Source organism: Deltaproteobacteria bacterium, from assembly GCA_016210005.1.
Taxonomy (GTDB): domain Bacteria; phylum Desulfobacterota; class Binatia; order HRBIN30; family JACQVA1; genus JACQVA1.
In genome coordinates this window covers 1-20,368 of the sequence record JACQVA010000109.1, presented here as the reverse complement: position 1 = coordinate 20,368, position 20,368 = coordinate 1, and the positions used below count along the sequence as shown (strand labels likewise).

Annotated in this window: 24 protein-coding genes and 1 tRNA gene; 16 read left to right on the top strand and 9 right to left on the bottom strand. The window is 65.1% G+C overall.

The window, feature by feature from the left end; all coding sequences use genetic code 11:
* Positions 1 to 234 precede the first annotated feature (234 nt).
* On the top strand, positions 235 to 585 hold the full coding sequence (locus HY699_10575) for a hypothetical protein (protein MBI4516244.1): 351 nt from the start codon (positions 235 to 237) through the stop codon (positions 583 to 585).
* A 29-nt stretch (positions 586 to 614) separates the two neighbouring features.
* Here HY699_10575 and HY699_10570 read toward each other — a convergent pair whose 3' ends face one another.
* Together HY699_10570 and HY699_10565 are read right to left on the bottom strand one after the other, a co-directional pair.
* Positions 615 to 1,580 carry an alpha/beta hydrolase gene (locus tag HY699_10570; protein ID MBI4516243.1) on the bottom strand — a complete coding sequence of 322 codons (966 nt, stop codon included), beginning with the start codon at positions 1,578 to 1,580 and terminating at the stop codon, positions 615 to 617.
* A 59-nt stretch (positions 1,581 to 1,639) separates the two neighbouring features.
* Positions 1,640 to 3,163 (bottom strand): hypothetical protein, encoded by a 1,524-nt coding sequence (locus HY699_10565; GenBank protein ID MBI4516242.1) that lies wholly within the window; start codon positions 3,161 to 3,163, stop codon positions 1,640 to 1,642.
* A 347-nt stretch (positions 3,164 to 3,510) separates the two neighbouring features.
* Here HY699_10565 and HY699_10560 point away from each other — a divergent pair, with 347 nt between their 5' ends.
* The 3 genes from HY699_10560 (at position 3,511) to HY699_10550 (ending at position 6,774) form a co-directional block, all read left to right on the top strand.
* Complete coding sequence (locus HY699_10560; protein MBI4516241.1) at positions 3,511 to 3,804, top strand: RNA-binding protein; 294 nt, start codon at positions 3,511 to 3,513, stop codon at positions 3,802 to 3,804.
* A gap of 542 nt (positions 3,805 to 4,346) precedes the next feature.
* Positions 4,347 to 5,210, top strand: coding sequence for a radical SAM family heme chaperone HemW (gene hemW, locus HY699_10555; protein MBI4516240.1), 864 nt, complete (start codon positions 4,347 to 4,349; stop codon positions 5,208 to 5,210).
* A 109-nt stretch (positions 5,211 to 5,319) separates the two neighbouring features.
* Positions 5,320 to 6,774, top strand: coding sequence for a hypothetical protein (locus tag HY699_10550; GenBank protein ID MBI4516239.1), 1,455 nt, complete (start codon positions 5,320 to 5,322; stop codon positions 6,772 to 6,774).
* Between the two features lie 30 nt (positions 6,775 to 6,804).
* Here HY699_10550 and HY699_10545 read toward each other — a convergent pair whose 3' ends face one another.
* A complete protein-coding gene (locus HY699_10545) occupies positions 6,805 to 7,872 on the bottom strand; it encodes a Gfo/Idh/MocA family oxidoreductase (GenBank protein MBI4516238.1) in 1,068 nt (355 codons plus the stop codon).
* Positions 7,873 to 8,165: 293 nt separating this feature from the next.
* Between HY699_10545 and HY699_10540 the strand changes: the two genes are divergently transcribed.
* Both HY699_10540 and ispD read left to right on the top strand, forming a co-directional pair.
* Entirely contained in the window at positions 8,166 to 8,648 is a 483-nt protein-coding gene (locus tag HY699_10540; GenBank protein MBI4516237.1) for a CarD family transcriptional regulator, read from the top strand.
* A 66-nt stretch (positions 8,649 to 8,714) separates the two neighbouring features.
* The gene (gene ispD / locus HY699_10535; GenBank protein MBI4516236.1) at positions 8,715 to 9,413 is read left to right on the top strand and encodes a 2-C-methyl-D-erythritol 4-phosphate cytidylyltransferase; all 699 of its coding nucleotides are present in this window, start codon (positions 8,715 to 8,717) and stop codon (positions 9,411 to 9,413) included.
* Here ispD and larE read toward each other — a convergent pair.
* Both larE and cysK read right to left on the bottom strand, forming a co-directional pair.
* The gene (larE, locus tag HY699_10530) at positions 9,349 to 10,200 is read right to left on the bottom strand and encodes an ATP-dependent sacrificial sulfur transferase LarE (GenBank protein MBI4516235.1); all 852 of its coding nucleotides are present in this window, start codon (positions 10,198 to 10,200) and stop codon (positions 9,349 to 9,351) included. The genes ispD and larE overlap by 65 nt on opposite strands.
* On the bottom strand, positions 10,200 to 11,132 hold the full coding sequence (gene cysK / locus HY699_10525) for a cysteine synthase A (GenBank protein MBI4516234.1): 933 nt from the start codon (positions 11,130 to 11,132) through the stop codon (positions 10,200 to 10,202). Before cysK ends, larE begins: the two co-directional genes overlap by 1 nt.
* Before the next feature lie 56 nt (positions 11,133 to 11,188).
* On the opposite strand from cysK, the gene HY699_10520 reads away from it, so the two are divergent.
* Positions 11,189 to 12,121: a glycosyltransferase family 9 protein gene (locus tag HY699_10520; GenBank protein ID MBI4516233.1), complete on the top strand. Its 933-nt coding sequence runs from the start codon at positions 11,189 to 11,191 to the stop codon at positions 12,119 to 12,121.
* 5 nt (positions 12,122 to 12,126) lie between these two features.
* On the opposite strand, the gene HY699_10515 is transcribed toward HY699_10520, so the two are convergent.
* Positions 12,127 to 13,344: a CoA transferase gene (locus HY699_10515; GenBank protein ID MBI4516232.1), complete on the bottom strand. Its 1,218-nt coding sequence runs from the start codon at positions 13,342 to 13,344 to the stop codon at positions 12,127 to 12,129.
* 175 nt (positions 13,345 to 13,519) lie between these two features.
* Here HY699_10515 and HY699_10510 point away from each other — a divergent pair, with 175 nt between their 5' ends.
* From HY699_10510 to HY699_10485, 6 genes are all read left to right on the top strand, one after another.
* The gene (locus HY699_10510) at positions 13,520 to 13,690 is read left to right on the top strand and encodes a hypothetical protein (protein MBI4516231.1); all 171 of its coding nucleotides are present in this window, start codon (positions 13,520 to 13,522) and stop codon (positions 13,688 to 13,690) included.
* 67 nt (positions 13,691 to 13,757) lie between these two features.
* The gene (locus HY699_10505; protein MBI4516230.1) at positions 13,758 to 14,546 is read left to right on the top strand and encodes an ATP-binding cassette domain-containing protein; all 789 of its coding nucleotides are present in this window, start codon (positions 13,758 to 13,760) and stop codon (positions 14,544 to 14,546) included.
* The gene (locus tag HY699_10500; GenBank protein ID MBI4516229.1) at positions 14,543 to 15,319 is read left to right on the top strand and encodes an ABC transporter permease; all 777 of its coding nucleotides are present in this window, start codon (positions 14,543 to 14,545) and stop codon (positions 15,317 to 15,319) included. Before HY699_10505 ends, HY699_10500 begins: the two co-directional genes overlap by 4 nt.
* 4 nt (positions 15,320 to 15,323) lie before the next feature.
* Positions 15,324 to 15,785 (top strand): outer membrane lipid asymmetry maintenance protein MlaD, encoded by a 462-nt coding sequence (gene mlaD, locus HY699_10495; protein ID MBI4516228.1) that lies wholly within the window; start codon positions 15,324 to 15,326, stop codon positions 15,783 to 15,785.
* A gap of 7 nt (positions 15,786 to 15,792) precedes the next feature.
* Positions 15,793 to 16,533, top strand: coding sequence for a VacJ family lipoprotein (locus HY699_10490; GenBank protein MBI4516227.1), 741 nt, complete (start codon positions 15,793 to 15,795; stop codon positions 16,531 to 16,533).
* Entirely contained in the window at positions 16,530 to 17,171 is a 642-nt protein-coding gene (locus HY699_10485) for an ABC transporter substrate-binding protein (GenBank protein MBI4516226.1), read from the top strand. The genes HY699_10490 and HY699_10485 overlap by 4 nt, the downstream gene beginning before the upstream one ends.
* Positions 17,172 to 17,230: 59 nt before the next feature.
* On the opposite strand, the gene HY699_10480 is transcribed toward HY699_10485, so the two are convergent.
* The gene (locus HY699_10480; GenBank protein ID MBI4516225.1) at positions 17,231 to 17,902 is read right to left on the bottom strand and encodes a TetR family transcriptional regulator; all 672 of its coding nucleotides are present in this window, start codon (positions 17,900 to 17,902) and stop codon (positions 17,231 to 17,233) included.
* A gap of 52 nt (positions 17,903 to 17,954) precedes the next feature.
* Here HY699_10480 and HY699_10475 point away from each other — a divergent pair, with 52 nt between their 5' ends.
* From HY699_10475 to HY699_10465, 3 genes are all read left to right on the top strand, one after another.
* Positions 17,955 to 18,617, top strand: a complete 663-nt coding sequence (locus HY699_10475) for an isoprenylcysteine carboxylmethyltransferase family protein (GenBank protein ID MBI4516224.1) — start codon at positions 17,955 to 17,957, stop codon at positions 18,615 to 18,617.
* Between the two features lie 346 nt (positions 18,618 to 18,963).
* Positions 18,964 to 19,503: a methylated-DNA--[protein]-cysteine S-methyltransferase gene (locus HY699_10470; protein MBI4516223.1), complete on the top strand. Its 540-nt coding sequence runs from the start codon at positions 18,964 to 18,966 to the stop codon at positions 19,501 to 19,503.
* A gap of 149 nt (positions 19,504 to 19,652) precedes the next feature.
* Positions 19,653 to 19,726 (top strand) — tRNA-Arg (locus HY699_10465).
* Positions 19,727 to 19,788: 62 nt separating this feature from the next.
* On the opposite strand, the gene HY699_10460 is transcribed toward HY699_10465, so the two are convergent.
* Together HY699_10460 and HY699_10455 are read right to left on the bottom strand one after the other, a co-directional pair.
* Positions 19,789 to 20,106: a nitroreductase family deazaflavin-dependent oxidoreductase gene (locus HY699_10460; GenBank protein ID MBI4516222.1), complete on the bottom strand. Its 318-nt coding sequence runs from the start codon at positions 20,104 to 20,106 to the stop codon at positions 19,789 to 19,791.
* A 100-nt stretch (positions 20,107 to 20,206) separates the two neighbouring features.
* Positions 20,207 to 20,368: hypothetical protein (locus HY699_10455; protein ID MBI4516221.1), on the bottom strand; the 162-nt coding region annotated here is incomplete at its 5' end.

Genomic DNA, 20,368 nt, shown 5'->3' with positions numbered 1-20,368 from the left:
GTAGCGAGCCGGTGCCGTGGATTCCCGCTTTCGCGGGAATGACAAATTGCGCCCGTTCGGCCATGGGCCTCGGCCTGACAGTACACAGTACTGTCAGACTGGTGAGGATTTGCCCGGTCGGCTGCACGTTACCCACAAATTTGTCGCACACCCAAATGCCAAACGCCACAATTTTTTCGTGGACAAGCGTGCTCGTTTCCTGCTACCCGATGGAGTCTCTGGGCTGTAGACAAGATGGCGCGCCCACAACCGATCCGTACCCGACCCGGCCGCACGCATGGCGAGCTGGTGGTAACACTGCCCCCGGGCTGGGAGCTGCGCTTGCGCCGCGTGCTGCGGCAGCTGAACAGCGAGGCCTTGCCCAATCCGCGCGAGCCGGGGCTCACCGCGGCGCAACGTGAGGCGCGCTTGCGGGCACGGCGCCGGCAGATGCGCAACGCCATCTGCCGGTTTGTCAGCGACCTGATCACCGCTGACATCGTCGGCAAAGAAGTCGCCCTGGCGACGCGCAGTCGCTTCGGCACGCGCCGCGGCTCGTTGCGCGAGCAGGTACAGGCGCTGATCCGCGAAGTGGCCGACGCCTGAGGCGAGGCGTCGGCGCCAAGGGTATCCCCCTACTTCTGGAACTCGGAAAGGAATTGCAGCAGTGCCGCGTTGACCGCCGCGGGCTGCTCTTGCTGGGTCCAGTGGCCAGAGCCCTCGATCAGTACGGTGCGCCGGAGGTTGGGCACCCACGACTCCATGCCGCGCGCCATCTCGGGGCGTAGCACGACATCGAGCTCCGCGGTAATCATGAGCGCCGGTTGTAGCACCCGGGCTCCCGCCAGGTACGAGGTAAGTTCCCAGTTCCGGTCGAGGTTGCGATACCAGTTGAGGCCACCGCGAAAGCCGGGTTTTTCGAAGGCGGCCACGAACACATTGAAGTCCTCGGCGCTGAGGAAATCGCCGTGGGGCGCATCGGGCAAGCGATCGAGGATACCGCCGCCGGCCGGGCCGAATACCCCGGGCGCGATGTCGCGCAACGCCGTCGCCGCCTCACGGCTGGGGTTCTGGTAGAAGCCGCGTAACGAGCGCGAGACATCATGTTCCAGTTCAGCTTCCGCCACGCCCGGCTGCTGGAAGTAGACGATATAGTGGAAGTTGCCCTGAGCCGCCGCCCGCATCATGGCAAGCGGAGAGATCGGTGCGCGGGGAAAGAAAGGGGTGTTGACTCCCACGACTCCTGCGACGCGATGGGGTGCCAGCAGAGCCATCTGCCATACCACCAGACCACCCCAGTCGTGGCCCACTACGACGGCCCGGTCGATCTGCAGCGCGTCCAAAACGCCAGTGAGATCGCCGACCAAGTGATGAACGGTATAGGCGTCGATGGCAGCGGGGGCTTCGGTCTCGCCGTAGCCACGCTGGTCGGGTGCAATGGCGCGGAAGCCGGCATTAGCCAACGCGCGCACTTGGTGGCGCCACGAGTACCAGAGTTCCGGAAACCCGTGACAAAGGAGGACCGGAAAGCCACTGCCGGCTTCCACGACGTGCATGCGGATGCCGTTGCTGTCCACCTGGCGGTGCGTGAACTCGCTCATACTCATCCTCCGAGCCGGCCCGCACTGTCCGGCGTGTGGGCACTCCCGCTATACGCGACTTACCGGCGTGCGAGGCGGCGCCGCTCGCGCCAGTACCGGAGCAGCGCTAGGAAAGTGAGCGGCACAAAGGGCCAGGAACTCGTTCGGCTGCCGCTTTGAGCATTGCAGCCACCGCCCTTGGTCTTGACCCCGATCCCGATTGTGCCGGCGGGAGCCACGGTGCGCGTCGGCGGCGGCCCGGCATACACCACGCCAGCGACCTGCGCCGTTACCAGGTGCTCGGTATTGGCGGCGTCGAAGGGGCGAACATACGGCTGCACGAGCAAGCTGCCGCCCGGGCTGCGCTGCGGGATTCTCAGAGTGATCGCCATTAATGTCGCCGCTGGCAAACTCCGGCCATCCTCGTCTGCGGCGACAATTTCCAGGTCGAGTTCGTGATTAGCCGCGGCCGTATCGCTGTTGAAGATGGTCACGGCAAACGGCTCCAGCGCCGGGATGCCGTACGGATTGAACACGATGGCGTCGGGCAAGCCGTCGCCGTCGGCATCGGTGGCATCGAAGTCGAGCTTCGGGAAGTCCAGGACCACGTCGAGCACCGCGATCTCGTCCGGCCCATGCGTCTTGCCGTCGGAGCTGCTGGGGGCGAAGTCGATGTTCAGCGTGACCGATTCGCCCGGGTCGGCGTCGGCGCTACCGACAACCAAAGAAACCCCGAGAGGTTGTGTCGGCGTGGGGGTCACCGTTCGTGTCGGAGTCATCGTCGATGCCGCCGGCGATCCTTGCGGCGAGCCGGTCGCCTGCGGCGTAAAGCCGGGGCTGGGTGTGGTCGGGACCGGGGTCGGGGTGGTTGGCACCGTGATGTCTAGGGCCAGCACCTTCTGATTGGCAAGAACGGTCAGCGTGCGAGTAGTTCCCAAACAAGTGAAGTAGTCGAACTCGAAATCGTACTCGCCAGCGTTAGGAAACTGCACGACCACTGTGCTCTTACGCGGGACGCTGGAGTGGTTGAAAGCGGCGACAATCGGCAACCCGCGCGCGAGGGTATCGTGGCTGTCGGCTGGAAGCAGCACGGGCACCCCCCTAATGCGGACGGCTCCCCCGCCGATACCCAACAGGAACCCGTCGTCGTGGTAGATATCGAACGTCACCTGTTCGGAGCCGTCGACGATGAATTTACCCGTGAACACGGCAAAGAAGTTCGCTAGCGGGCCGATGCCGGCGCTGAAGCCACCGCTTTCCGCTTTAGCCTCGTTTATGGCATTGCCGTCTGCGTCCGTGACCACGTTGGTGAGAATCGCAGTGCTGGGGTTGGCTTTGGCTTTGGGGATCAGGCCAACTGGAGGGTTGAAATTCAGCGAGCCGAATTCCAGATGCTCGATCTGGGGGGTGCTGCCGGCACGCACCGCAAACGAGCAGATCCGGGGAGTGTTCGGAAAGAAAGCCCCTTCCACCGTCGAGGTTGCCACATTGGCCGCAGCGGGCAATGCCAATGCCAGCGCCGCTATCGCTACCGCAATCGAGAGCCAACCCGGTCCTACAGTATCCCGCATCCTCGCCCTGATGGCGAAGTTCACCAGTTCCATGGTCAACACTTCTAGCATGACCCTTCACGCTTTCGTCAAGAACAATTCGCGGCCGTGACGAAAATCACGCCCCCGCCCTGAGTTCGAGCCTGGGGCGAATTGCATGTTTTGGGTTTGCACAGACAGGCGTTTGGGTGGTAAAAGGCCGGCGATTATTCGATTGTGCTTCTTGCCAGTGACAACTGTTCGCGACCTGCAGCGCACGCGTCCCCCCAGCGATATTATCGCGCCTCGGCGGTGATCTGCGCGCAGTTTTGGACGCCACTCGAAGCGAGGCCTGCGGACGCGCCATCGGCAGCACGAGAGCGACGAGCGAGTAGCGGAGAGTGTGAAAAGGAGAGCGGAAAATGGGAAAGAGGCTGCACATCGGAAACCTGTCCTACACTGCAACGGAAGAAGATCTCAGGCAGGCCTTCTCGGCAGTGGGAAACTGCGAGTCGGTTGCGGTGATCACGGACCGTGCGACCGGACAGTCCCGTGGCTTCGGTTTCGTCGAGATGAGTTCCGACGAGGAAGCCCAACGAGCAGTCGAGCAACTCGACGGCAGGGATATCAAGGGCCGGGCAATCAAAGTCAGCGAAGCTCGCGAACGCGAAGGCGGTGGCCGCGGTGGTGCCCGCGGCGGTGGATCCCGCCGCTGACCCAACCCGCAGACCCGCCTAACATCACCACATAGACAACTCATCGGGCGTGGTGTCCACCCCTGCTGAGTTGGGAGTGGCAGGGGCGGGCTGGGCCTTCCTCTCCGGCATCGCTATAGGCTCGGTACGCGATGCACGACTTTTCGCTTTACGTCCACATTCCATACTGCCGCGCGAAATGTCCGTACTGTGACTTCAACTCGCACGCGGCGACGCGGTGGCCAGAGGCGGAGTACACCGACGCCTTGGTTGTCGAGCTGGAGCATTACGCAGCACAGTCGGCATGGCAGGGAGCCATCAATACGATCTTTTTTGGCGGGGGCACGCCGTCTCTGTTTGAGCCGCAGTCAATCGCCCGAGTGTTGGCGGCTGCGCGCCGTTTGTGGCCGGCGCGTGCTGGTGGCAACCCGTCCTCGGTGCCATCGAGAGTTGACCCTGCCGGCCGCGCTGGAGCCAAGGCGGGTGCTTTCCGCGACCTCGGGCCGGAGGATGAAATCGCCTCCCGGCCCCCCTCGGCAAGAGTGGGGATCGAAGAAATCACTTTGGAGGCCAACCCGGGTACCGTTACGCTCGCCAGCCTGCGCGGTTTGCGCGCGGCCGGCGTAAACCGCATTAGCTTCGGCGTGCAGTCGTTTAACCCGCGCCAGCTCGCGCGCCTCGGACGCATCCACGATGCCAACGAGGCGGTGGCGGCGATCGCGCTGGCGCGCGCGGCGGGCTTCGACAACGTCAGCCTCGACTTGATCTTCGCCCTACCAGACCAAACCCTGGCCGAGTGGGAAGCCGACTTGCGTGCTGCTGTCACGCTCCTGCCCGATCACATCTCGGCCTATAATCTGACTTATGAGAGCGGCACCGCTTTCTTTGCCCAGCGCGCACAGGGTCAGTTGCGACCCGCGCCGGAGGAGGTCGAGGCGGCGATGTTCACCCGCACACAAGAGCTGCTTGATGCCGCCGGCTACTCGCATTACGAAATCTCCAACTTTGCCCGGCGCGGGCGCGAGTGCCGCCACAACCTCAATTACTGGCGCGGTGGTGCCTACCTCGGCATCGGCGCCGGTGCGCACTCATTTGCTCACGCGCCAGCACCGGGTAAGCGCTGGAGCAACGAGAATGACCCCACGCTCTTCCTGCAACGAGTCGCCGCCAGCGGCCACGCCCGCGTCTTCGAGGAAGACCTCAGTCAGTCGCAGGCGTGTGGTGAGTTCGTGTTTCTCGGGCTCCGCTTGCGCGCGGGCTTCGATGCCGCCGCGTTTGAGGAACGTTTCGGCCTCGAATTCCTCGCCGCCTTTCCGCACGCCGCCCGGTTGCAGCGCGATGGCCTGCTGGCGCGCGCTGGCAGTTGCTGGCAGCTGACCGACCGCGGGCTGATGGTGGCCGACAGCGTCTTTGCCACGTTCATGTGAGGGCGAGACCCGCGCAGGATCTTACCATCAGCCTTGGCGATCGGTTCGTTCGATTTACGATCACGGCCCGCATTGCGTCGGGCGGCGAATCCGGCCTAAGTTAGGCGGCGTGGGCACGGCGAGCGTACAGTTCTCCAGCCTTTCGGCCGCGGAGCGGGTAGCCGCGCTGGTCGACCCGGGCACGTTGATTCGATTCGCGGGCAACGCGGCTGCCGATTCCGCGGCGTGGATTGGCGCCGGGCAAATAGCAGGTCATCAGGTCCTGTTGGCCCTCACCGACGGCCACCAGCGCGGCGGAACGGTCGGGGTCCACGAAGCCGGGATGCTGGCGCAGTTGACCGACGCGCTCACTGCGGCCACGGCCGCCGTCATCGTCTGCTGGGACACTGGCGGGGTGCGGGTCGAGGAGGGGCCCGTCGCCTTGGCCACCGCCTCCGCGGTTGGCGTGGCGCTGGCGCGGCTGTCGTTAACCGGGCCACGATTGGTGACGATCATCAGCGGCCCGCGCGGCTGTTTTGGCGCGCCTTCGGTCATGGCTGCGCTATCACATTTAGTGATCATGACCGAAGAAGCGCGCTGGGGTTTGACGGGGCCGAAGCTGTTGCGCGCGGGCGAGGCGCCGGCCGAGGAATACCTCGGGCTAACGGCGACTTCGGCGGCCCACCGCTTCAAGGCAGGTCACGCCGACGCGGTCGTCCCCGATGCCGCGGTAGCGCTGCGGGCACAGCTGGCTGCGTTTCTCGCCCGCCGGTGGCGGCCGCCAGGACCGGCTCGTGCCCTTGGCCGCAGCGTAGCCGACAGCGCGAAGTTGCTGCGTCAGGTCAAGGCCGGCGACGCGGGCGCGGTGGTAGCTGCCGGCGCAGGTTCGCGCCACCAGCGCGACCTGTTGCGCTTCTCCTTCCGCGGCCATTGGCGGCCCACCGGCCCGGTGCTGCGCCGCGGGTTGGTGCATGCGGCCTGGGGGCTACTCGATGAGCGGCCCGCACTCGGCATAATCGTGGGCTACGAACGGGCTCGTGATACCGGCGTCGGGATCGAGGAGGCCAGCGCTGTAAGCGAGATTGTGCGCTTCGCCACCACCGCCTCGGCGGGCGAGCCGGCCCCGATTTTCACTTTCTTGTTCTGCCAGGGCCACGCCATTGACTTGGGCCAGGAACGGTTCGGCCTCCACCGCGCGCTGGCCGAATGCCTGCGCAGCTTCGTAGCGGCGCGCCTGCTCGGCCATCCGCTGCTCTGCGTCCTGGGCGGCGGCGCTTATGGCGCCGCATACCTGTCGCTGGCAGCTCCCAGCCACCGCATCCTGGCGATGAAAGGAACCACGGTAGCCCCGATGGCACCACGGGTATTGGCGGCGTTTCGGAGCTTGCGCGGCATGCGCGAGGCGCCCGAAACTCCGGCCGGCTTGGCCGAACTGATCCCGGAGATTCGCATGGTCGATTCCGTCATCCGGCTACCGCGTGTCTTGCGTGAGGAGTTGGATGCGCTGCTGGCTACGGTCCGCCCATCGGTGACTCGCCGCAAGCGACGGCCGGCCGATTCCGGTACTCCACGACCGCTGCGGTGAGACCAGGATATTATCAAAGGCCGCGCCAATTCAGTCGCCCGGTTCACTGAGTTCCACCGGACGGTGCTCGCGCAGCGAGCGCTCGGCCGCAGCGCCCATAGCCACGGCCCGAGCGCCGTCTGCGACACTAACGGCCGGCTGGCCGCCGGTACGGATCGCCTCCAGGAAGGCCAGATGCTCGAAATAGGTTGCGCCGTGATGAGCGCCGGCGGTTTGCACACGCGGGTCCACATCGAAGCGCAGCGTCGTACTCGCAGAACCGTCCCGGTGGGTTAGGACCAGCCGGTGCTCCGGGATGAAGACCTCGGCTTTGCCGCGGTCGCCGGTGGCCGCGATCTCCACCTCGTTGGTGGAGTGCTCGGCAAACATGCATAGATCAAGCAGTGCCCGCGCACCGGCGTCGAAGTCGACGATGACGTAAGCGTTGTCGATGATGTCCGGGGCCTCGCCGTTGTAACGCTCGTCGAGGTGATTCACGTCCTGCGCGCCCGAAGCGTACACACGGATCGGACGCTGCCGGGTGATGAGATTCATCAGGTCGAAGAAGTGGCAGCATTTCTCCACCAGCGTGCCGCCGGTGTTGCGGGCGAAGCGGTTCCAGTCGCCCACTTTGGGCAGGAACGGGAAGCGATGCTCGCGAATGGCCAGCATCCAAAGCCGGCCCACGGCGCCGGCCCGAACTTCACCGATCAGCCGTGCAACTGCGGGCATGTAGCGATACTCCATGCCGACGTGGAGAACTCCGGGATGCTTGGCCGCCGCCTTAAGCACCTGCCGGCAGTGCTCCATCGTAGTGCACAGCGGCTTCTCGACCAGCACATGCTTGCGGGTGCGAAAGACATCTTGCAGAACGTCGTAGTGGGTGTGGTTGGGGGTGGCGATGACCACCACGTCGATCGGCGCGCGACGCAGCAACTCCCGGTAGTCCTCGTAAACCTCGACACCATCTCCCGCCACGCTGCACCCCCAGCGGCGGCTGCTCGCGTTGGTATCGGCGATTGCGGTAACACGCACCCCCGGGATGAGCGACAGGCTCAGTATGTGCTCGCATCCCATCATGCCGGTACCGATGATTCCGTAACGAACAAGGTCTGCCATTCGCTCTAGTGCTCCCGTCTAAACCGCCGCCGCCAGCCGTCTGGCCGCCTGTACCAGCGTCGCCGTTTGGCGGCAAGGGGCGCGCGGCTAGGCCAGGTGATCGCATTAGTGGCTGCCCGGAAGGGCATTAGAAAGCCTCGACTGAGGGTCTCGATCGGAGCTGGGTCGATTTTCACAATTGCTTTATATTCGCACACTTACGCCGAATACAAGGGGCGCAAAGGTAGTTTGACCCAACGCCGTCATCGTGCGATAATGCGTGTAACTTTTCGGAGCCAGGGAGGTCCCAGACGATGTTCAAGGTTGGTGAGAAGGTCGTCTACCCGGCTCACGGGGTCGGCGTCATCCAGAGTATTCAGGTCCGCAACATCTCGGGAACTGAAAAGACGTTCTACATGCTCCGGATTCTCGATAACGACATGACGATCATGATTCCAACCGAAAACGTAACCTCGGTAGGGTTGCGGCGTATCATTGGCAAGGACATGGTCAGCAAGGTCTACAAGATTCTGCGTCAGAAGCGCGTGGAAATCGACCAGCAGACCTGGAATCGCCGCTACCGCGAGTACACGGAAAAAATCAAGACAGGTTCGGTACTTGAGATTGCGAAGGTGCTCCGCGACCTGTTCGTGCTGAAGGGTGACAAGGAGTTGTCGTTCGGGGAGCGCAAGATGCTCGATACCGCCCGCAACCTGCTGGTGAAGGAGCTTTCCATCGCCCGGGCACACCCGGAGGAGAAGATCATGGAGGAGCTCAAAGACATATTTGCGCACTGACCGAGGGTCTGTTGCTGCGATGCTTATGAAGGGCCGGGGCACCCCCGGCCCTTCTTTTTTGCGCTCATGAAAGCCGCCGTGATCATCGTTGCTGCCGGGCAAGGGGTTCGTATGGGCGCCGAGATTCCGAAGGCATTCGTGCCGCTCGGAGGGATGCCGATTCTTGCCCACACGCTGCGAACCCTCAGCCGAGTCCCTGCGGCTACCGAACTGATCGTGGTGGTTGCCGAAGCCAGCTTGCCGCGCTTGCAGCAGCTACTCGATCGCGATGGACCATGGCGGCTGCCGATACAGATCGCAATCGGCGGGGCGCAGCGGCAGGACTCGGTGGCGGCGGGACTGGCATTGGTCTCGGCGGACACGGAACTGGTTGCAGTGCACGATGCCGCCCGCCCGTTCGTATCTCCCGACTGCGTCAGCGCAGCCATCGAGGCGGCTGCTGCCCACGGAGCCGCTCTTCTGGCCTTGCCATCCCAAGACACGGTGAAACTTGTTGACGATCGTGGCGTAGTGACGGCCACCCCGCCCCGTAGCACGGTGTGGCTGGCTCAGACGCCACAGGTGTTTCGCACCGCTCTCCTGCGCCAAGCCCACGCACGAGCACGCAGCTACGGCCTGTCGGCCACGGATGACGCCGCCCTGGTTGAGCAGCTTGGGGTTCCGGTGCGGGTCGTACCCGGCAATCCGGCCAACGTGAAGCTCACGACGCCGGATGACCTTCACTGGGCCGAGTGGTACCTGCGGGAGCACCCAACGCTTCGTTGAGGCTACCCGACCTGAACCCGCGCAGGTCGAGCGTCACGTAAACGAACCCGAGCGCCTTGAGCCGCTCAACCACCACCGCGCGCACTGCCGGGTCCGCCAACCGCTGGATCTGCTCGAAAGGGACCTCGATTCGTGCAACCGTGTCGTGGTAGCGCACCCGACACTCGCGAAAACCTAGCTCGTGTAGCACGCGCTCGCCCTCGGCCACACGCCTTATGCCTTCCACTGTAATGGCGGTGCCGTACGGAAATCGCGACGACAGGCACGGGCTCGCGGGCTTGTCCCAGGTCGGCAGGCCGAGCATGCGGCTCAGCTCGCGGATCTCCTGCTTGGCCAGCCCTGCCTCCACCAGGGGGTGGCGAATCGCGTGCTCGCTGGCGGCAGTTAGCCCCGGGCGGTAATCCCCCAAGTCATCGATGTTGGCACCGTCGGCGATGTGCTCGACGCCCAGCTGGCGCGCCTGTGCCTCGCAAATCACGTACAAGTTGCTCTTGCAGAAATAGCAACGGTTGGTCGGGTTGGCGGCGTAACCCGGGATCGCCAACTCGTCAGCATCGACCACTATGTGGCGCACGCCGAATTCCCGCGCCAACGTGACCGCCAAGTCGAGGTCTTCGTCGGCCCCGGTCGGCGAGCGGGTGGTGAGCGCCACCGCTTGATCTTTGAGTTCACCCGCCGCCACCCGCAGCAGGAACGTAGAGTCCACCCCGCCGGAATACGCCACCAGCACCTGCCCCATTTCCCCTAGGATCTGCTGCAGGCGCTCGAGCTTCTCCTCGACGGCCATCAGATGCCCTCGGCCTGGTAGACCTCGGTCGTGAGGTAGCGTTCACCGGTGTCGCAGAAGATGGTGACCACGGTCTTGCCCGGCCCCAGCTCCCGCGCCACCTGCACGGCGGCGCAGCAATTCGCGCCCGAGGAAATGCCCAGCAGCAAGCCTTCCTCACGAGCTAGTCGGCGGGTGTAGGCGGTAGCGTCCTCGTCGCTGACGGCGATCACGGCGTCGTAGATCGTCGGATCCAGGTTGTCCGGCACGAAACCCGCCCCGATCCCTTGGATCTTGTGAAAGCCCGGCTCCCCACCCGACAACACCGGCGAAGAGGCCGGCTCCACCGCGTAGAGTTTGATGCCGGGCATGCGCTGGCGCAGCACTTCCCCCACCCCGGTTATTGTTCCACCGGTGCCGACACCGGCGACAAAGGCATCGACTCGTTCGAAATGCTCCAGGATCTCTTGCGCCGTCGTCCGGCGATGAGCCGCGGGATTGGCCGGGTTGCTGAACTGCTGCGGCATGAAGTACTCGGGATGCTGGCGCAGCAACTCCTCGGCGCGCCGAATCGCGCCGTGCATGCCTTTGGTATCGGGCGTCAGCACCAACTCCACCCCGTAAGCGGCAAGCAGACTGCGGCGCTCCTCGCTCATGGTGTCCGGCATGGTGAGCACCAGCTTGTAGCCCCTGACCGCTGCCACCAGTGCCAGCCCGATGCCGGTGTTGCCACTGGTGGGCTCGATGATCGTGGCCCCCGGTTTAAGTCGCCCGTCATGCTCGGCCGCGTCGATCATCTCGCGGCAGATCCGGTCCTTGATGCTGCCGCCGGGGTTGGCGGCCTCGAGCTTGCCCCACACTTCGGCGTCACTCGGCCCCACCAGCCGGTTGAGGCGGATCACCGGAGTATCACCGATCAGTTCGACCGGGTTCTTGGCCAGCAGCGGGCGCATAAACATCGTGAATCGCCTGCACCATACGGGCGTGGTATTTCCAAGTCAATTCGGCAATGAGCGTGGAATCCCACGATAAGCAACGGCTGCTTCTTCTCTTTCCCGGCGCGCTCGGCGACTTCCTCTGTGCCCTGCCGGCGATCCTGGCTGTGACTGAGCGCTGCGATGACGCCCTGCTGGTGGCCAATCCGCTCGCCCTCGAACTGCTCGAACCCGGCCCCTTTCGCACCGCATCAATCCATCGCCGCGAAGTCGCCGACCTCTTCGGCGACGGGCCGTTGGAGGGCGCCGCCCGAATGCTCTTCGCCGGTTATGACCTGGCTCACTCCTGGACCGGCTTCGGCCAGCCGCAGTTCGCCGAGCGCCTGCGTGCCGTCACCGGCGCCACCGTGCTGGTGCATCGTTTTCGCGGCATGCTGCCCGGTGAGCACGCCATCGACTACTACGCACGTTGCGTCGGGCTGGCGCCGGCTTCGCCCCGGCTGTGGCTGACGGCCGCGGATCAGGCCGGGGCCGCGGATTGGCAGCAGCGAGTCCTGGGTGCCGGCGCCTTCACTATAATTCACCCCGGCAGCGGCTCACCGCGCAAGAACTGGCAAGGCTTTCCACAGCTGATCGAGAAACTACGGGCTACGCGGGGCACGCCCATGGTGGTGCTGAGCGGGCCAGCGGAGGCCGAGCGCGGCAGCATCGTATGGCCCGACGTGCCGGTGCTCCACAGTGCGCCTCCGCGTCGAATTGCGGCGCTACTGCGCCGCGCTGCGCTTTACATCGGCAACGACTCCGGCATCAGTCACCTTGCCGCCGTCGCCGGTACGCCATCCGTCGTGCTCTTCGGCACGAGCGATCCCGCTATCTGGGCCCCGCGTGGCCCGGCGGTGCACATCATTGCCGCACGCCAGCCGTGCGCGGCTTGCGGGCCGGAGTGCTTTTGTACCCATCGCTTGGCTGTCGAGCAGGTCATCGATCGCGTGCAGCGCCTCGGGTAGCGCGCTCACCCGATTGCGCCCTGCTCCTTGAGCCGCCCCAGTTGCTCCCAGGTATAGCCGCTCTCCAACAGCACCTCTTCGGTGTGCTGGCCCACTTCAGGTGGGGCTAGCCGGACGGAGACCTCGCAACGAGAGAAGCCCACCGGGCTCTTGAGCAACGGCGGTTCAGAGCCGCCCTCGCCATCGGGCCGGCTCCATACCTCGAGCGCCGCGGCCTGCGGATCGGCGAGCACCTCAGCATCGTTCTGCACCCGGCCCCAGAAGATGTTGTTGTGCTCCAGGAGTGTGCTCCACTCCTCGAATGTCTTGGTGGCAAACAGGCTATCGAGCTCGGCGATGATCTCGGCGCGGCGCTCGAAGCGCCCGCGCATCGTCTGCAACGAGGCCTCCGCGGCCCAATCGTTGCGGCCGATGACTTCGCAGAAGTCGCGCCAGTGGCGGTCGCCCTGCATCATGATGAGGTAAATCCAGCGCCCGTTGCTAGTGCGATAAGCGTTGAACAAGGGGTTCACTGCCGCGCGCCGGCTTTCCGGCAGCGGCGTCGGCTTGCCCGCCATCGCCGCCTCCAGATCGACGGCTTTCATCCACATCCCCATCTGGAACAACGAGGTGCGCACCACCTGCCCCTTGCCGGTGCGCCCGCGCTCGAACAGCGCCGCCGCGATCCCGCCGGCGAGGCTCAGTCCGGCGGGGAAGTCGACCATGCCGGGTCGCTGCCCCGGCGGCGGCCCCTCGGGCTCGCCGATGCTCGCCATGATGCCTGCCCGTGCCCAGGCCGCAGCGTAGTCGAAAGCCGCGCGATCGCGCTCGGGTCCAACGTGGCCGTAGCCCGTCATCTGGCCGTAAATCAGACGCGGGAACTGGGCTGTCAGAGTGTCGGGTTCTAATCCCAGTCGCTCCAGCGCGCCCGGCCGCAGGTTGGTGACAAACACGTCCGCCCGGCCAATGAGATCCCGTGCGACCGCCAGTCCCGCGCTCTGTTGCAGGTTCAACGCGACGCTGCGTTTGTTGCGGTTACTCACCGCAAAGCTGGGCGAGAAGCGCTGTTCGGGATCAGCTTTGGTGCGCACTTGGAAACCACGCATCGGATCACCCGAGCGCGGATCCTCGATCTTCACCACCTCGGCGCCCCAATCTCCCAACACCGCGCTGCACACTGGCCCAGCTACCCACATGCCCAGCTCGACAACCCGAATTCCACTGAGCGCTCCCCGATCACTCATGCCCGCTACCTTCCCGTTGCTCACGCCGCCCCTTTGACACCGTCGGCGCAACCAAGGCAAGGGTGCAAAGCTTGGAGGCAGCGGCGGCGTTGACACCGCGTAGCCAACTGCTGCCAGGGCGCGCCATGCATGCGAGGCGTCTGCTCTGCGCGGTGCTCATGACGGTGGCGGCCGGTTGTGGTGCGCGAGTGATCCCAACCAGCCGCCGGCAACCACCTGGCCGCGTTATGACGATGCCGAGCCTTACCTGGTGTTCGACCGCACTATCAGCGTCGCCAACGGGCCCAAGGCCGCCGCCTGTGTCTTTTGGAAGGAGATCCTGCCGCAGATCGATCTCGTGCGGTGATTGAGTCTCGCCCCTGGCCGTAGCCGCGGCTTGCTGTCGCGGCTGCGGCTGGTTACATACGGTGCGCATGTCGCCGGCCGCTGCCCCACTTGCGATTGATGACGTCCACGTCGAACTCGACGCCGTGTCCATGGCCTTTGAAGATCGGCCGGTGCTACGCGGGCTCTCCTGCCGCTTTCCGCGCGGCCAGATCTCGGTCATCCTCGGCGGCAGCGGCTCGGGCAAGACCACCGTGTTGCGCCTGATCGGCGGCCTGGTGCAGCCGCAGCGCGGGCGCATCATCGTGGCCGGGCAGGACATCAGCGCGCTGTCGGAGATCCGCCTGTACCCGGTGCGCGAAAAGCTCGGCATGATGTTCCAGGGCGGCGCGTTGCTGGACTCGCTGACGGTCTTCGACAACCTCGCCTTCCCGCTACGCGAGCACACCACACTGAGCGAGGCAGACATCGCCCGCGAGGTCCACCAACAATTGGCCGCCGTCGGGTTGGCGGGGGTCGATGACTTGCTGCCGGGCCAGCTCTCGGGCGGCATGATCAAGCGCGCGGCGCTGGCCCGCGCCATCATCAAACGGCCGGAGATCTTGCTCTGCGACGAGCCGTTTTCCGGGCTCGACCCGGTGTCGGTGAAACGCATCGAGGCGCTGCTCTGCCGCATCAACCGGGATCTCGGAATCACTGTGCTGGTGTCATCGCATCACATACCGTCGACCATGCGCATGGCTGACCATGTGGTGCTGTTGTGGGAACACGAAGCGGTCTCGGGCTCGCCGGCCGAGCTGCATGATCACTCCGACCCGCGCGTCGCCGACTTCTTCAATGAAGAGCCGCAAGCGGAGCCGCGGCTGGTGGCGCTATGACCGCAGCGCTACAGGAACTCGGCTTGCTGGTGCTGCGCTTCGTCGAGCACTTGGGCCGGATCACGGCCTTTACCGGCGAGATCCTGCGCGCGGTTTTCACCCCGCCGAACCGGCTGCGCGCATTTTTAAACGAGATCTACAACCTCGGCGTGCTCTCGCTCATCATCATCTGCGTCAGCGGGCTAGCCGTCGGCATGGTGCTGGGGCTGCAAGGCTACAACACGCTGGTGCGCTTCGGTGCGGAGAACTCGCTGGGTGCGGTTGTCGGCCTGAGCCTCATCCGCGAGCTCGGGCCGGTGCTGACGGCGCTGCTGGCCACCGGCCGCGCCGGCTCCGCCACCGCCGCGGAAATCGGCACCATGGTGGCTACCGAGCAGCTCGACGGCTTGCGCATGATGTCGATCAACCCGGTCCACCTGGTGGTTATGCCGAAGACCCTGGCCATGCTGTGCGTAATGCCATTGCTGTCGGCGCTGTTCATTGTCTTTGGGCTGGCGGGCGGGTATTTCGTCGGGGTGACGTTAATGGGGCTGGACGGCGGCACTTACGTGGCGAGCCTGGAGAACGCGGTCGATTACTACGATGACGTGGTCGGCAGCCTGCTCAAGGCACTGGTCTTCGGCCTGCTGGTCGGGCTGATCGCCACCTACCGCGGTTACACCAGCGCGCCCACCTCGGCGGGCGTGAGCGCGGCCACCACCTCGACGGTGGTGGTGGGTTCGGTAGCGGTGCTGATTTTCGATTACTTCATCACCGCGCTGTGGGGAGTGTGAGACCATGCGCCGCTCGCCCACGCGCGACTTCGTTGTCGGCCTGTTCGTGGTCGCCGGCCTCGGCGCCATCGCCTACCTGTCGATGAATGTCGGCGGCTTTTCCTGGCAGCGCGGCGGCGGTCTGGTCCTGTACGCGGCCTTCGACCAAACCGGCGGGCTCAAAGCCCGCGCCCCGGTGGTGATCTCCGGCGTCAAGGTCGGCCAAGTCGATTCGATCGCGCTCGACGACAATTTCCGCGCCCGCGTCAAGCTCGATCTGAACAACGGCTTGCAGCTGCCGATTGACACCTCGGCCTCGATCGTCACCGCCGGCCTGCTCGGCGACCGTTACATCGCTTTGCAGCTCGGCGGCGAGGAGAAGTACCTCGAGCCCGGCGACGAGATCACCATCACCGAATCCGCGGTGATACTGGAACGGCTGATCGGCAAGCTGATCCACGGCACCGACGTAAAGAAGGACGAATGAGGCGGCGATGATTCGACTGGTACGCCTGGCTGCGCTCGTGGTCGTGCTGGCGCTCGCTCGCGCCGGCACCGCCGCCACCGATCTCAACCACGACCCGTTGGTGCGCTACAACCGCGCCATGTTCTGGTTCAATGATCGCGTCGATGTCTACGTGCTCGAACCGGTAGCGACGGGCTGGGACACGATCGCGCCGAACCGGGTCAAACAGGCGCTGTCGCACTTCTTCCAGAACCTGCGCTTTCCGATCGTGGCCGGCAACAACCTGCTCCAGGCGAAGTTCGTCGACACCGCCTCGGACATCGGTCGGTTCGTCATCAACACCACCGTGGGCGTGGCTGGCTTCTTCGATCCGGCGACACCATTGGGGCTCGAAGAGCACAACGAAGACTTCGGCCAGACGCTCGGTTACTGGGGCGTGCCGCCGGGGCCGTACCTGGTGCTGCCGTTGCTCGGGCCCTCCAACCCGCGCGACACCGCCGGGCTGTTGGCTGACTCGTTCTCCACCGTCTACCCCTTCTTCGTCGAATTTCAGTACCTCGTCGGGGCGCGCACGATCGACCTGATCAATGCGCGCGCGCTGGCACTAAACGACGTGCGCCGGCTCAAGGAGGCTTCGCTCGATTACTACACCGCCGTCCGCAACGGCTACGGCCAACACCGCCAGCGGTTGGTGCAAGACGAGGCGGAGATGACCGAGCAGCAGCAAACCGATCTCTACACCATCGAACCTAACGGAGAGTCAAGATGAAGTCGCAGACTGTATGCGGGGGGCACGTGACCGCGGCCGGCCTTCGCGCCCGTGCCGTCTTCTTCGGACTTTTGCTTCTCGTTACCAGGACTGGCTGGTCAGCCGACAGCCCGATGGCCGTGGTCCAGCAAACCACCGATGCCGTACTGGCGGTACTGGATGACCACAGCCTCAGCTCCGCGGACAAACGCCGTAAGATCGAAGACATCGTCTACGAACGCTTCGATTTCGAGACTCTGTCGCGGCTGGTGCTGGCGCGTAACTGGAAGCAGCTCGCGCCCGAGCAGCAACGGCAGTTCGTCGACGAGTTCAAGCGCCACCTCTCGTTGACCTACGGCAAGAACGTGGAGAACTACAACAACGAGCGCGCCGTCATCATCGGCGATCGTGCCGAGGCGCACGACGACTGGACGGTCAAGACCCGGATCGTGCGTCCCGCCGCCGAGGACGTGCTCGTCGATTACCGCTTGCGCAAGCAGGGCGAGCAGTGGCGCGTGATCGACGTACTCGTCGAAGGCGTCAGTCTGGTCGCCAACTTCCGCTCGCAATTTCAGGACATCATCACCAAAGACGGCGCCGCCAAGCTGATCGACCTCCTCCGCGAGAAGAACGCCAAGGGCGAGCCGTTGAAGTCCTAGGCCGTTGCCGCCGCGCCCACCTTGCCCGCGCTCCGGTCTCAGCGCAGCCGCCTGCGCAATCACTCCGCGTGACCTGCATCGCTGGTGAGATAGGCCCCGAGCATGGCGACCAGTTCGGCGGCGAAGGCGCGGCGTGGCAAACCGTGCTCCGGATGCGCGGCGAAGCGGTGGGTGAGACTCTCGACGGCCTGCACGACGAGGTAGGCGGCGCGTCCGAGGTGGTGGCGGCGCACCTCGGGGTAGAGTCGCAGCAGGGCGGCGACGGTCTTGGCGGCCTCAGCCTCCGAACGCAGCAGGATCTCGTGCACCCGTGGCGGGAGCGGAGTCTCTTCCAAAAGAATGTGCTGCAGCCGCGGCCGCTCGGCGTGCAGGTCGAGCATGCCATCGATGAAAAGTCGCAGCGCTGCCTGCAGGCCGAGCGGCTGAGTTAGGGAGCGTGCGACCCACTCGCTCAGCCGGTGCCCGCCCTCCGCCAGGTGCCGCTCGAGCAGGGCCACCGCCACCGCCTCTTTGTTCGGGAAGTACTGGTAGAGGGTGCCGATGGACACGCCCGCGCGCTCAGCGATGCGATTGGTAGTACCGGCAGCGTAACCGTGCTCCTCGAAAACCTGAGCAGCGGCGGTGAGGACGTCCTCGATTGTGGCCCGCGAACGCAGCTGAACCGGCTTCTTTCTAAGCTCCAACCGCTTGCTGGGGTGCGCCTTGGACGCTCGGCGAATGCGAGTAGCCATAATCTGAGCGTTTACTCATAATTGCAGCAGCTGTCCAGCGAGGAGGTGCTGCATGGAAGATCTGTTGTTCGCTTTCGCCATCGCCGCGTATGTCGTGGCCGGGTTCGCGTGGCCGGTGCTGCGGCTGTGGCGACGTCACCGGATCTGGCCGATAGTCTTCAACCGCGAGGCCGTCCCGGCGCAGCGGGTGCTCGGCTTACTGTCGGCCGCGCTCCTCGTAGGCGCACTCGCCCTTGGGGCTCTGTACGCCGCCCTCGGCTCTGACGCCTTGGGGGTGCGGCGGCTGCCGCTTGCCGGGCGTGTCGCCGGCTGGCTGCTGCTCGTGGGCGGGAGTGTGCTCACGCTGGCGGCACAGCGACAGATGGGAGTCTCGTGGCGCATCGGCATCGATGACCGGCCGACTGACCTGGTAACGACCGGCGTGTTTCGCCACGTCCGCAATCCCATCTTTACCGGCTTGCTTGCGCTCATGGCCGGCATCGTGCTGCTCTCGCCCGCGTGGTGGAGCGGCGTGATGGCGCTGCTAACAGCGCTCGCGGTGCGCCTGCAGGTAGCGTTCGAGGAGCAGCACTTGAGCGCGCTCCACGGCGACGCGTACCTGGCTTACGCAGCGAGGGCCGGACGGTTTATTCCGTTTGCCGGCCGGCTGCCGCGGCCGCCGGCGCGCCGCTCTGACAACGCCTCCGCCGCCCTTACTGGCGAGGTGAAGTCGTGAGATCAGCGATGCCGAATTCAATGCTATGAACAGCCGCACGCGGCGAGTCCCGCAGCGCTGCGTGGAGTGGCCCGTTTTCAAGCGTGGGGTCGCGTCTTTCGCCGGAATCATCCTCGTGAGGGTTTCAGCCGGGTTGGGCTCGAGCGCGAGCTGGGAGCCGGCGGATTGCAGCTGGAGACCCGGCTCAAACCGCCGCCCGTCTTCGGCGTGTACCGAGCAAGGAGGTCAACCGCCACCCCGGGTCTCTGTGGCCCACGTATGGGCGACGCTTCGGCGCCCAGAACCGCCGCGTGTCATTGATGTGGGGGACTTAGCCAGACTATCCTCGGCGGCGGTAGGAGCACCGATGGTTGAACGCGAGAGCTTTCTGATCGACACGATGGACACACCGCTGGGCAAAGCGATCTTGATTGCAGACCGGGCCGGCGCACTGCGCCTGTATCGTTGGGAAGACCCCGAGCAAACGTGGCGCGAGGACTTCCACCGCCGCTATGGCAGCGCCAAGCTGGTGAGTCAGCGCGATCGGTTCGGGCACGTCACCGCACTGGAACGTTATTACAACGGCGCGATCACGGCACTCGAGACGATCCCCGTTGCTTTGGCTGGCACGCCCTTCCAAGAAAAGGTCTGGCAGGCGCTGCGCGCGATCGCGGGCGGGAGCACGGTGAGTTACGGTGCGCTCGCCAAGCGCATCGGCACGCCCAACGCTGTGCGTGCAGTCGGCTTGGCCAACGGCCGCAACCCAGTCGGGGTCGTGGTACCGTGCCATCGTGTCATCGGCAGCGATGGGTCCCTGACCGGTTACGGCGGCGGCTTGGCGCGCAAGCGCTGGCTACTCGAGCACGAGGCGCGCCATTGTGCCTTTCGTTTGGAGGTATCGCCATGAGCACGAATCGCGCGAGTGCCGCCTTCATCGGGAGCGACAAAGGTGCCGTCAAGCGGTTTGACCACCTCGGCCATATCGGCTAACTGCGAAGCGGAGCGCGGTAGCAGAGTGGAAGCAGTTCGGTAGCAGCACGCCGCGGCTAGGCCCGTGCCCCCGTAGCTCAGGTGGATAGAGCACAGGATTCCTAATCCTGGGGTCGTGCGTTCGAATCGCGCCGGGGGCAGTAGATTCTTCAAGTACTTAGCGCGAAACGGCGCCGGCGGCACCATGCTTTGACAGCCATTCTCACAGCCACCGGAGTTGGATCTCCTCACGGCCGCCGCTCCGAAGAACCGCAACCCCACCGGCTGCCCGCACGTTGTGAACCCACTGCACGTTCTCTCCGAGCATCGACACCAAGTACCGCTGGTCATCAACGACCGCGATAACCAACGGCAGCGATATGGTTCGCCCCGACCTTCGTCCGGCCACCTCCAAGGTTACTAGGAAATTGGGCGCGACGCCTGACGAGGCTACCGTCGCCCACGCCCTATTCAGAATCCTCGCGATCCAGTTGGGCCGCTGCCCACGGTACAACCATCGCTTGAAGTCGCCTCCAGTCATCTCCGCCTGTGCACCTCCTTCCATCCTTCTTTACCCGACTTCCCACGATCGGCCATCAGGGGCGAGCGATAACGAGTCCGCGGCAAGGCCAGGCGTTGAATCAGTCCTCACCTCGCGGAATCCGGCCGCTGTAGAGCCTGGGCAGCAGCCACGGCTTCTTCTGCAGCAGGCCGACGATGGGCGCTGGCGCGACGTCCTTGGAGGCGTTGCGAGCCTTGGCCGGCGACTCCGGCCACTCGAAGGGCAGCTCGGCGTAGCTGTC